General features: G+C 56.1%; 6 protein-coding genes and 1 pseudogene. 5 read left to right on the top strand and 2 right to left on the bottom strand.

The features are described from left to right. Positions 1-5: 5 nt before the first annotated feature. The 5 genes and pseudogenes from K5X80_RS05160 to K5X80_RS17050 all read left to right on the top strand — a co-directional run. Positions 6-2,537 (top strand): TonB-dependent receptor, encoded by a 2,532-nt coding sequence (locus tag K5X80_RS05160; RefSeq protein WP_222559775.1) that lies wholly within the window; start codon positions 6-8, stop codon positions 2,535-2,537. Positions 2,538-2,667: 130 nt separating this feature from the next. Beyond that, positions 2,668-3,723: a tyrosine-protein phosphatase gene (locus K5X80_RS05155; RefSeq protein ID WP_222559774.1), complete on the top strand. Its 1,056-nt coding sequence runs from the start codon at positions 2,668-2,670 to the stop codon at positions 3,721-3,723. Between the two features lie 540 nt (positions 3,724-4,263). Further along, positions 4,264-5,625, top strand: a complete 1,362-nt coding sequence (locus K5X80_RS05150) for a site-specific DNA-methyltransferase (protein WP_283249235.1) — start codon at positions 4,264-4,266, stop codon at positions 5,623-5,625. Further along, on the top strand, positions 5,618-6,619 hold the full coding sequence (locus K5X80_RS05145; protein ID WP_222559773.1) for a DUF5681 domain-containing protein: 1,002 nt from the start codon (positions 5,618-5,620) through the stop codon (positions 6,617-6,619). The genes K5X80_RS05150 and K5X80_RS05145 overlap by 8 nt, the downstream gene beginning before the upstream one ends. A gap of 176 nt (positions 6,620-6,795) precedes the next feature. Continuing rightward, positions 6,796-7,128 (top strand): annotated as a pseudogene (locus tag K5X80_RS17050) (integrase core domain-containing protein); the annotation flags it as partial. 335 nt (positions 7,129-7,463) lie between these two features. On the opposite strand, the gene K5X80_RS05135 reads toward K5X80_RS17050, so the two are convergent. Further along, a complete protein-coding gene (locus tag K5X80_RS05135; RefSeq protein WP_222559772.1) occupies positions 7,464-10,007 on the bottom strand; it encodes a beta strand repeat-containing protein in 2,544 nt (847 codons plus the stop codon). 103 nt (positions 10,008-10,110) lie between these two features. Further along, entirely contained in the window at positions 10,111-12,657 is a 2,547-nt protein-coding gene (locus K5X80_RS05130; protein WP_222559771.1) for a Calx-beta domain-containing protein, read from the bottom strand. Positions 12,658-13,047: the final 390 nt, after the last annotated feature.

The raw sequence follows: 13,047 nt of genomic DNA, 5'->3' as shown, positions 1-13,047 counted from the left end.
GACATATGCATATCAGTCATAAGACAAGTTTGAGCGCGATCGCGGTGGCCATGGCGTGCTGCGTTGCACCGGCGGCCTACGCGCAGGCGGTGCACATCGAAATCGATCCGCAACCCCTGGCCAGCGCGCTCAATCGCGTGGCGGTCCAGACACGCAGCCAGATTCTGTTCAGTCCGGACATGGTTGCGGGCCGCACGGCACGCGGTGTGCGCGGATCGATGACCGTGGACGGCGCGCTCGACAGGCTGTTGCAGAATACCGGGCTAAGGTACCGGCATCAAAACAATGTCATCCTGATCGAACGGCCGGAGGGCCTCAGCCGGATTTCCAGCGAGACTCCGCCGCCGACACCGACCAGCAGCGCCGCGCCCATAACCGCCAGCGAACCCGCAGACCGCGACGCCGGTCAACTGGCGGAAATCATCGTCACGGCCCAAAAACGCGAGGAATCGCTACAGGGCACACCGATTTCCATTGCAGTGCTTGGTGCGGGTGATCTCGAAAAACGCGGCGTGGCCACGTTGAGCGATTTTGCCAGCGGCGCCGTGCCATCGTTGCGCATCATTCCGCTTCAGGCGCGCCCGTCATCGCTCACCGTCACTATGCGCGGCATCTACCCGGGCGATGCGGCGATGATCAGCCGCGATCCAACCGTGGGTATCTACGTCGACGGGGTCTATTTGGGCCGCTCTCAAGGCTTGGGCTCCGAAATGTTCGATCTCGAACGGATGGAAGTGTTGCGCGGCCCGCAGGGCACGCTGTTCGGGCGCAACGCAGTTGGCGGCGCGATCAGCATGGTGTCGAAGAAGCCCACGGGGGAACTGGGCCTCGATCTCACGGCAGGTATCAGCAATTTCAATGGCCGGAGCGTCAAGGCGCATCTGAATCTGCCGGAATTCGCAGGCTTCAGCATCAAGCTGGATGGCGTGTGGACCAAACGCGACGGTTGGGTTGATAACCCCCTTCCAGGCGCTTCGGACTACTCTGAGGTCAATCGTCGTGGCGTCCGGGTGAGCGTGATGTGGGAACCCGCACCAAACCTGAATGTCCTCTATTCCTACGATATTTCGCGCGATGCTTCGACAGCCGGTTATAATCAGACCATGTCTCTCCTGCCGGGTGGCAAGCTGCCCCCAATGTTCTCACTTGAGAAGAAGAGGGTGCGGGACGCGCGGATTGGTGTCCCAATGGAACCCAGCGTCGGCAAAGTGTCCGGTCATAGCCTTCAGGCGACATGGAATGTCACCGATCAACTGACGCTGCGATCCATTTCGGCCTATCGCAAAACCTCGCAGGATCAATATACGAACAGTGGGGGCCTGACCCTTGCCTATGCTCCCGGCAGCGTATTCTCGCGCATCAGTTATGCCGATATGCATCAGGATCAGTTCAGCCAGGAAATCCAACTGCTCGGCAGTTTCGAGAATTTGAAATTCGTCGTTGGTGGGTTTTATTTCAAGGAAGACGCCGACGATCTGGCGTATTCCCCCTTCTCCGCCCGTTTCAACTCGGACGGCACGGGGTATACGTTGCTGCCGGTATCCTTCAGCGCCGCCAACTTTCCCGAACGGGCAAGTGTGCTCCACGCCAAATCAAGGGCAATCTTCGGCCAGGCCACTTATACGCCGCCGATCCTTGGCGAACGTCTGCACCTGACCGGCGGATTGCGCTGGACGCATGACAGCAAGCACGGCGCACGGACCCGGGCTGCCGGCGCGGTGATCAACATTCCCTTTTCTTTCTCCTCGAAACGGGTGGACCCGGCCTTCACCGCCGCGTTCGATTGGACTGACACCATCAACACCTACGTAAAATGGGGCCGGGCCTATCGCGCGGGCGGCGCAAACTCGCGCGCGCCCAACTTCGAAAAATTTGGGGCGGAAGAAGTGTCGAGCTGGGAAATCGGCGCGAAAACGGAACTGTTCGATCGCCGTGTGCGGCTCAACATTGCCGCCTATCACACGAAATACAACGATCGTCAGGTGGACTTCTCCAATCCGGCTTCACCTTCGGTCATAACCACGGTGAACGCCCCCGATCCTGCCAAAATTAAGGGCGTGGAAGTCGATCTCACCGCACGTCTCACACGGGAACTGACTCTGACGGGCAGTTATGCCTACACGTCATGGAAAGCTACGGGAGACCGCAATCCGTACAGTAAGCTGATCGAAGAGGGCGTGGTGCTCTACACACCTAAAAATTCCGCATCGATCGCTCTCGATCATGTCTTTTCGCCGTTTGACGGCGCAACGCTGTCGACTCATGTCGATGCCGTTTATTCGGGCAGCTTCTACACCGGCAGCGCCAGCTCCCCCAAGACGGACTCCTATTTCATGCTCAATGGCCGGATCACCTTGGGCGATCTCGAAATAAGCAACGGCTCCAAAGTCGCCGTGTCCCTATGGGGCAAGAACCTCACCAACACCCAGTGGGAAACTTTCCAGTATGCGCTGGCCGGTGCCGGGGTGGCGAATGTCGTTTCCGGCTACTTCAATGAACCGCGAACTTACGGGGTCGAAGCTCGGCTCACTTTCTGAAGATGCGGTTCAAATTTGGAATTGGAAATAATTGCGTAAACGAGGCGCCAGTGGGGGATTGTTCCGGGAAGAGCTGTCGATCCCCCGCCGGCGTGTCTGTCAGACACAATTTGCATGAGGCACGGTATTTATGAAGAAATCCGCCCTTTCCCTGTCTGCCGCCGTACTGGCCGCGGTTTTCGTCATTCCCGCCAGCGCAGCTGAACCGCTCCGCATCGAACGGCAGGATGCGCAAAATGCGTTCGTCGTGCGCGACGATAGCGCACCGGCGAGCTTCTGGTTGAGCAAGGATCCTGTGCTCGACGACAACGACGTGCAGATCGCCCGTGACAGCAAGGCGAAGCGCGTGGCGGTGAAGCTTCCGGTGGCCGAACGCGATTATGTCATCATGCAGCGGGCCGATGGCACCACCGTGGCCGTGGCCGAGCGTGTGCTGCCCTTGGAGCAGGGCAGCAATTTCCGCGATCTGGGCGGCTATCAAACCAAGGATGGCAAGATCGTCCGATGGGGCAAGGCCTACCGTTCGGGTGCCATGCCGATGCTGACCGAAGCCGACTATGCCCTGCTGGATCAGCTTGCCATCGGAACAGTGGTCGATTTCCGGTCGCTCGAAGAACGGGAAGTCGCTCCCGATCTGCTGGATGATCGCACCGGGGCGCTGTTCATCGCCAACGACTATTCGATCAAGCCGCTTCTGGCCAAATTCGGTTCAAGCGACCGGGAAAATATCTACGAGGGGATGGAAGACAGGATCGCACCGCAACTGCGGTCGCTGTTCAAACGGTTGCTCGCCGACGATGGCGCCGTCGTTTACCATTGCTCGGCGGGTCAGGACCGGACCGGGGTTGCAACGGCGCTGATCTACGACATTCTTGGCATGGATCGCGCAACGATCCTGAAAGACTATCATCTTTCAACCGGCTTCCGCCGCGTCGAATTCGAGATGCCGCCGATCAATGCGGCCGATTACCCGAACAATCCGATAGTCCAGTATTATGTCGCCAGCCAGGCGAAAGGCTCCGCCGTCAAAGCCGAACCTCTCTACACGCCGAGCGGTCAATCGCATCTGGCGCAATTCTTCGCTTATCTCGATGCCCGTTATGGCGGCTCGGCCGCCTATTTTCAGCAGGAACTCGGCTTCACCCCCACCGATCTGGAAAAGCTGCGCGCCAATATGCTGCAATAAACCGCTATCCCGCAACACGCTGGGCGCCCCGCCACAAGGTTGGGCGGACCAGCTCCGCGTGTCGCGGGCCACGATCAGAATGTGGTGAATGTGTCAGTCCATGGCTAATCGGTCTCAGGTAAATTCCCTGTTTTTGGTCGAAATACTTCCATTTCCCGATTGAATCCGCCGAATATCGACGAAAAAATCCGGTAAAATCAGATGCTTTGCCCCTTCTCTCAACGAGAATAGGCTCGATCCAAAACAGGGAATTCCAATTTGCGTAACAGGGAATTGGTTGTCCGATAACAGCGAAATAAATGGCAGTCCTACCGTTCTCACAGTGGCCCACAGGAAGCGGATTCCATGGAGTGGGTCATCAAAGTAATCCCCGATATCCACAATCGACCATGGGTTTAGCGTGTTCCCAAGACAGAACTTAAGCTGCTAATTCTGCCATGGCGCGCCGCATCACGGCTAACCTCATCAAGCGCAAAACAAGGAGATCAATCATGTCTGCATGTTGCTCACAAGCATCCCACATTTTCATGGAGACAGATCTTGTCCACTTCCGAATTCAGTATTTCGCAACGTGCATCGAAGGCGATTGTTGAACGCAACACGACGTCCCTTAAACCATATGCACGCAATGCGCGTACCCATTCCAAAAAGCAGGTGCGGCAGATTGCCGCGAGTATCGAACGATTTGGATTTATAAATCCCATCCTCATCAGCGCGGATAATGAAATCATCGCCGGTCACGGCAGGGCAGAGGCTGCCAAGCTACTCGGGCTAACATCGGTTCCGACCCTGGAAATCTCACATTTGAGCGAGGCCGAACGCCGTGCCTATATATTGGCGGACAACAAGCTCGCGCTGAATGCGGGGTGGGACAAGGAGCTCCTTGCCCTCGAACTCCAAGGCCTTGTCGACCTTGAATTCGACATCGAGCTGACCGGCTTTAGCTTGGCTGAAGTCGACTTAGTAATCGGCGAGGCGGAAGAGGCAAAAGTGAATGGGTGTGATGCGCCTGAAAACATAGTGCCTCCGGTTCACCCGATTCCGGTCACACAGCCCAAGGATCTCTGGCAACTGGGCAATCATCGCCTGGTTTGTGGCGATGCACGGGAAGCGAGCGTCTTTTCTGCGCTCCTTGGCAATGAGCAAGCCGATCTTGTGTTCACCGATCCTCCTTACAATGTGAAGATCGATGGCAACGTCTGCGGCCTCGGTTCGATCAAGCATCGTGAGTTTGCCTTTGCCAGCGGCGAGATGTCGGCCGAACAATTCACGACGTTCCTGGCAACTACCCTCGGCAATGTGGCCGCATCCATGCGCAATGGAGGAATCGCGTTCATTTGCATGGACTGGCGGCATATGAGCGAACTTCTGACCGCCGGACGCCAGTGCTTTAGTGAACTCAAAAACTTGGTCGTATGGAACAAAACCAATGGTGGCATGGGTACTTTCTACCGTTCCAAGCATGAGCTAATCTTCGTCTTCAAACAGGGTGACGCTCCTCACACGAACAGCTTCGGGCTGGGCGAGACAGGGCGTTACCGCACGAATGTTTGGGACTACGCCGGGATCAGCAGTGTCGGTGCACAAAGAGACGAAGAGCTCGCCATGCACCCGACCGTCAAACCCGTCGAACTGATTGCAGACGCGATCAAGGATTGTTCAAAGCGCGGCGAAATCATCCTCGATTGCTTTGGCGGGTCTGGCTCGACCTTGATCGCGGCAGAGAAGACAGGGCGGCGAGCCAGGCTCGTCGAATACGATCCACTCTATTGCGACACGATCATTCGCCGCTGGCAACAGCTTACAGGCAAGAGCGCCATCCACTTACCCACCCGATCCCATTTCGACGATCGGGAGGAAATCGCACGCGACACTGCCCCGCAAGGAGTTGGCCATGAGTGATTGGAACGACGATGAGCGGATCGGGTACAAAAATCCTCCTAAGTATACGCGCTTTCAAAAGGGGCACTCCGGCAATCCCAAAGGACGGCCCCGCAAGATCCGAGAGAAATACGCTCTTCCGCTTGAAGGAAGCGCAACGGATGATGCTTTACGTCAAGAGCTGGATCGCAAAATTGCCGTCAAAGACGCCAATGGCAAGACATCGCTGACCGGCCGCCAATTGGTCGCCCGCGCCCAGCTCAAAAGCGCCGCCAATGGCAACCCGATCGCCCAACGCGATATCCTCAAGCAAGCGCGTGAGCTTGAATTGCGTGATGCCGAACGGACTTATCAACGCGCGCAGATCGAAGCCCAACAACAAGCCCAGGACGAGCAACAGGCACGACGTGGATACGAATCTATGGTGAAGTTTAAGCAAGTGCGCGCGCAGCTCTGGGCGCAGGCCCAAACGGAAGGCAAAGCCGAGCCGGATTATCCCTGGCCTCACCCAGACGACATCCTGCTCATCGATCCGTACAGCTACAAATGGCGCATTCGCGGACCGATGTTCTCGGAGGATATTCCTTACGCGGAATACTGCCGTGCCGAACGCGATACGCACTTTGTGCAGTCCATCCTTTATCGCCGAAGCTCAAAGAGAAGGGGCAAGCTGCTGGGAGAAATTTTCAGCTACATATGGGTTTTCTTCGATCTCCAATTGCCCAAGCGATGGCAGGTTCTCGAGGACTGCAGACATCATTTGTGGGACTATGCGTTCCTACCCATGCGAACCCTGAGGGCCAAGCATGAAAGCTTCCAAGCGACAGCCAACAGATGGAGAATTATCGCCATCGATGAGAAAAAGTATCGGAAGGAAGTGTATAAGATCACCAACGATATGATGAAGCCCTTGCTTGCTCCCTATGGGTATCGCTCGCTGGCGGAATTTGAACGGGCCTACGAGGAGACCAATGGCAACCCACCCTGGCCAAAGCCAGAAGCGCTGGGGCAATAGCCTGACATCAAAAGGATAGGGAGCAAAGCTAGAAAATAGCGACACGCCCCCCAAGCCCAACGTCCGAAACCGCTCCCGGTTACAGGCCGGGCGGCTCAATGTTCGTGTCAGAGTGCAGCGTTAATGGCTTTGGGCATACCATTCAAGTCAAACGCTCGCTCACTGGATTGTCGATTGGCTGTAACGAAAGCTTCAATGGGTCGCTGCGCGATGAGCTGCTGAACGGCGAAATCTTCTACTCACTCGCCGAGGCTCGGATCCTGATCGAAGCTTGGCGACGACATTACAACACCGTCCGGCCGCACAGCACGCTCGGGTCTCGACCACCGGCTCCGGAGGCCGTTCCATCCTCTAACAATCCCTCAGGACCGCTCGGTGAGGGCTGGTCACCACCGCTCGAACGGTCGACAGGTTCAACAACCACCAGTTCCTTGCCACCATCGCCACCTGCCGAAGCCGAAACGCTATTACGCCATGCTGGACGACGCTCATATGGCCGCAAAATTTAAGCTGAACGGCCTCCGGCAATCCTTGGCCGCTTCAAATAGCAGATCCTGACATTTCGCACAGAGAGAAAAAAATCGCACATAGACCATCACCGCTATTCGGATCACCTCTGGTGAGGAGTGGAAATACCGGAACGGACTGATTGGTTTGCGAGGACGGGGCATCTCCCCGCCCTACGCATCCCCCTCATTCCAGCAATCAGTACAATTTCTGACATTGCCCGGGACACCACCCCACCCCGCAATCATCACTCAGCCAATCGGTGCAATTGCTTTGATAGCACCCGCACCGATCTTGCCTTGGCGTACGTAAAATTCACGTTCGCGGGTCAACCCAATCACTGTATTATCACTGCACCACTGGCGATGGCTCCGGGCACACTATACCACATCCACGATGCTCCAGTACCACTACCGCCAGAATAACTTGCACCGCTTCTATTAAGCGTTCCAATTCCCGGAATTGTAATTGTTGACCATCCGGAGTTTGGTGGAGAGGTGCTTCCTGTCATTTGAAGAGTGGTTAGGTATGGACCTGTAGGTGAGCCGCTAGAAACGGTCTGACTGATAGCAGTTATTGTATAAGCCCCGAACGTTGTATTGGATAAACTACCAATGGCTGACGTCTGGGAGTACCCTCTCGATATAGAGCAAAATTGACTACTGCAGCTAGTACTGCCCACAGTAAGGTTTGCGGTCCAAGCTTGATCATTATCGATGATAGTACCGGTGCCTGTTGCGGTGCTGATGATAGCCCCACCCGTTGCGCCAGAGAGTGTAACATTGAATGTCTCATTGCTCTCGGTCAGGCTATCATTGACGGTCGAGACACTGATCGTCTTGCTGGTCTCGTTGGCAGCGAAGTTAAGCGTCCCTGAGGCTGCCGTGAAGTCGGTACCCGACGCGGCCGTCCCTGAAGAGGTTGCGTAGTTCACGCTAACCGCAGTTGTGGTGAGGCCTGAACGCGTCACCGTGAACACAATCGGGCTACCCTCCGTCGCACTGGCGCTGTTGATTTTCAGCCGGGGCTCGGAATCATTATCCGTAATGGTGCCAGTGGCAGTCGAGTTGGTGATGCCCGTTCCTGTCGACGGATTGGACAAGACAACCGTGAAGTTCTCCGTGCTCTCCTGAGCCGCATCATCGATAGTGGGAACCGTGATCGTCTTACTCGTCTGGTACCTGCTGAATGACAGCGTCCCAGAGGTGGGCGTAAAGTCAGAGCCAGAGGTGGCTGTGCCACTGGCTGTGGTATATTGGACTGTCGTTGTGCCGGACGCAGAGCCCGTCTTCGTGACCGTGAACGTGGCAGAATTGCCCTCCTCGACACTCGCTGCATTGGCAATCGAGAAGTTGACGCTCGCCACATCGTTATCGTTGATGGTGCCCGTGCCAGAAGCGGTGGTGATCGTGGCATTCGCCGATGCCCCCGAGAGGGTCACGGTAAACATCTCAGTCCCTTCAACGCTGGTGTCATCGGTTGTGGCGACCGTGATGATCTTGGTCGTCTCGTTCGCCGCAAAGTTCAGCGTGCCCGAGACTGCCGTAAAGTCGGCGCCAGAGGTCGCCGTGCCGCTGGCGGAGGCATAGTTTACCGAGACTGCGGTTGCCGTGTTGCCAGAGCGGGTGACGGTAAAGACAAGGCTGCCGCCTTCCGTTGCGCTGACGCTGTCGATGGCCAGATTGGCAGGCGCCACATCATCGTTGATGATCGTCCCAGTGGCGGTCGCCGTCGTAATGCTTCCTGTCGATGGGTTCGACAGGGTCATCGTAAACGTCTCATCGCTTTCAATGGTGGTATCAGCAGTTGTCGCAACCGTGATCGTCTTGCTCGTCTCGTTCGCTGCAAAGCTTAGCGTGCCAGAGACAGCGGTATAATCGCTTCCGGCCGTCGCTGTGCCATCGGAAGAGGCATAAGCAACCGTTACAGCTCCGCTCGTGTCCCCGGAACGCGTCACCGTAAAGACGACATTCCCGCCCTCGGTCACGCTGGCATCGGCAATCGCAAAACTAACCGGAGGCGCATCGTTATCGTTGATCGTGCCCGAACCCTGCGCCCGGGAAATCGTCGCACCATTGGTCGCACCGCTAAGATTGACGAGAACCGTCTCCGCGGATTCGATCGCGCTATCGTCGATGGTCGGAACGGTTATCGTCTTGGTCGTGTCCGCAGCCAGGAAGGTCAGCGTCTGCGTGCCGGTCGCCGTGTAATCGGCCCCTGCGGTCGCTGTGCCATCGGCACTGGCATAAGTCACGTTCGCCGCGACGCCGCCCGTCTTGGTGACGGTGTAGACGAGGTTGCCCCCTTCGGTCACCGCAGGCGCATCGGAAATGGCGAAGCTGGTCGCATCGTTGTCGTTGATCGTGACCGTGCCGGTGGCCTGAGCGATGACTGATCCTGCGCTATTACCGGACAGGGTCACGGTGAAGCTCTCGGCGCTTTCGATCACCGCATCGTCGATAGTGGGGATGGTGATCGTCTTGCTGTTTTCAGCGGCGAGGAAAGTCAGCGTCTGGGTACCGGTCGCGGTATAATCCGAGCCTGCGGTCGCGGTGCCATCGGCGCTGGCGTAATTGACGCTGAGCGTGCCGCTCGCAGCACCGCTCTTGGTGACGGTCAGAGTCGCTGTGCCGCCCTCGGTAACGCTAACGCTGTCGATCGAAAAGGACGGGATCGGCGAGCCGGTGACGGTGACATTGGTCCGGTTGCCCGCGGGATCGAGGGTATAGGTGCTATCGGCAGTGCTGGTGCCGTTGCTCACCGATCGAACCAAGCGCCCAAGCGCGTCGTAAGTGTAGGTGACCGTGCCCGCATAGGCAGGTCCTGCCAACACAGTCGAGGCCAGAAAGAATGCCAGCGATGCCCGCCTCGTACGCTTCACCTTACAAACCCCCAACAAATAACAGTTTACTCAAGGTATATAATATAATTTTATTAATTAGATAATTTACCTTTATTGTTAAATTAAATTATATCCCCCTGGTTTATTTAATTGTTACAGTTCCGCTTGATAGGTGATTAGAGATATAACTAAAACCAACCTCATTCCAATGCCAAGAACACCCTTGTGAAACACAAAATGACTGAACAGCACCATCCCTATTAAACCTCCCAAGCCCAGGAACATCAATATATGTCCACCCAGAATTAGAAGGCGTTGTAATCTCTAATGTTAAATTATAAGAGACACCATTATTAGACATGGTGTAAAGGCCCTTTACCTGATATCCATTCCAATTCTTATTGGAAAGACTTCCCTTTTTGTAAACTGAGCTTTCATAGCCACTGAAAGAAGCAGTTGAGCCAGCGCTCGTTGTCGTCCATGTTGCGGCAGTGAGCGTCGACGTCCAAGCAGGCTCATTATCGACAATGGTTCCGATACCAGTTGAAGCGATAATAGTAGATCCAGAAGATGCGCCAGAAAGAGTCATCTGAAGTATTTCATCTTCTTCGTGAAGCATATCATCCACCGTCGAGACACTGATTGTCTTACTGGTCTCGTTGGCGGCGAAGTTGAGCGCCCCTGAAGCTGCCGTAAAATCGATGCCTGATGTTGCGGTCCCCGCAGAAGTTGCGTAGTTCACACTGACTGCATTCGTCATTTTGCCAGAGCGCGTGACCGTGAAAACAATGGGACTCCCCTCCGCTGCACTGACGCTGTTGATTGCAAATCTGGCAATGGAATCGTTATCCGTAATGGTGCCCGTGGCAGTCGAGTTGGTGATGCCCGTTCCTGTCGAGGGATCGGACAGGACAACTGTGAAGTTCTCCGTACTCTCCAGAGTGTTATCATCTATCGTGAGAACCGAAATATATTTGCTAGTTTGAGTTTTTGTAAAGGTAAGCGTGCCAGAAGTTGGGGTGAAATCTGAACCAGAGATCGCCGTGCCACTGACCGTAGTGTAGTTGACGGTAGTCGATCCTGATGCAGAGCCCGTCTTTGTCACCTTGAATCCCGCATAGCCACCCTCCTCGACACTGTCCGCATTGGCGATCGAGAAGTTGACGCTCGCCACATCGTTATCGTTGATGGTGCCCGTGCCGGAAGCGGTAGTGATTGCCGCATTCGCCGATGCACCCGAGAGGGTCACGGTAAACGTCTCAGTCCCTTCAACGCTGGTGTCATCGGTTGTGGCAACCGTGATCGTCTTGGTTGTCTCGTTGGCCGCAAAGTTCAGTGTGCCCGAGACTGCCGTAAAGTCGGTGCCAGAAGTCGCCGTGCCGCTGGCAGAGGCATAGTTTACCGAGACAGCGGTTGCCGTGTTGCCAGAGCGGGTGACGGTAAAGACAAGGCTGCCGCCTTCCGTTGCACTGACGCTGTCGATGGCCAGGTTGGCCGGCGCCACATCATCGTTGATGATCGTCCCTGTGGCGGTCGCTGTCGTGATGCTTCCTGTCGATGGGTTCGACAGGGTCATCGTAAACGTTTCATCGCTTTCAATGGTGGTATCAGCAGTTGTGGCAACCGTGATCGTCTTGCTCGTCTCGTTCGCTGCAAAGCTTAGCGTGCCAGAGGTAGCGGTATAATCGCTTCCGGCTGTCGCCGTGCCATCGGAAGAGGCATAAGCAACCGTTACAGCTCCGCTCGTGTCCCCGGAACGCGTCACCGTGAAGACGACATTTCCACCCTCGGTCACGCTGGCATCGGCAATAGCAAAGCTAACCGGAGGCGCATCGTTATCGTTGATCGTGCCCGAACCCTGCGCCCGGGAAATCGTCGCGCCATTGGTTGCACCGCTGAGATTGACGAGAACCGTCTCCGCGGATTCGATCGCGCTATCATCGATGGTCGCAACCGTTATCGTCTTGGTGGTATCCGAAGCCAGGAAGGTCAGCGTCTGCGTACCGGTCGCGGTGTAATCGGACCCTGCGGCCGCCGTGCCATCGGCACTGGCATAAGTCACACTCGCCGCAACGCCGCCCGTCTTGGTGACGGTGTAGACAAGGTTGCCCCCTTCGGTCACCGCAGGCGCATCGGAAATGGCGAAGCTGGTCGCATCGTTGTCGTTGATCGTGACCGTGCCGGTGGCCTGAGCGATGACTGATCCTGCGCTATTACCGGACAGGGTCACGGTGAAGCTCTCGGCGCTTTCGATCACCGCATCGTCGATAGTGGGGATGGCGATCGTCTTGCTGTTTTCCGTGGCGAGGAAAGTCAGCGTCTGGGTACCGCTTGCGGTATAATCCGAGCCTGCGGTCGCAGTGCCATCGGCGCTGGCGTAATTGACGCTGAGCGTGCCGCTCGCAGCACCGCTCTTGGTGACGGTCAGAGTCGCTGTGCCGCCCTCGGTAACGCTAACGCTGTCGATCGAAAAGGACGGGATCGGCGAGCCGGTGACGGTGACATTGGTCCGGTTGCCCGCGGGATCGAGGGTATAGGTGCTATCGGCAGTGCTGGTGCCGTTGCTCACCGATCGAACCAAGCGCCCAAGCGCGTCGTAAGTGTAGGTGACCGTGCCCGCATAGGCAGGTCCTGCCAACACAGTCGAGGCCAGAAAGAATGCCAGCGATGCCCGCCTCGTACGCTTCACCTTACAAACCCCATCTCGTGTTCATATGATTAGCCGCCCAGTCGGCCTCTTACGACAGGTTCGGTCACCCCGCAGGTGCGACATCAGACTTCCACCCGCACGCTCCAGCACAGGAAAAATCAACCGAACTACCTCAGCTAAGTGCACTGCCACCGCAGTTCACAATTTGCACCGAATGGACATCCTGAGCAAACCACAATCACTTTACGTACCATCCACGGTTAAAGAGAGCTGCAATTGTGTAAAGACAAATACCCAAAGACATAATCCCGGAAACCATCCACACTTTCACAAGCAGAGTCACCAAAAGTACATCCGAATTTGCAAATCCGACACCAAACGAAAAAACCCCATAAATGTATGATAATACCGACAACCTTCCGGTTTTTA

The organism is Caenibius sp. WL, assembly GCF_019803445.1.
Classification (GTDB): Bacteria; Pseudomonadota; Alphaproteobacteria; order Sphingomonadales; family Sphingomonadaceae; genus Caenibius.
The sequence above is the reverse complement of the archived record's forward strand: the minus strand, read 5'-3'. Positions and strand labels throughout refer to the sequence as shown.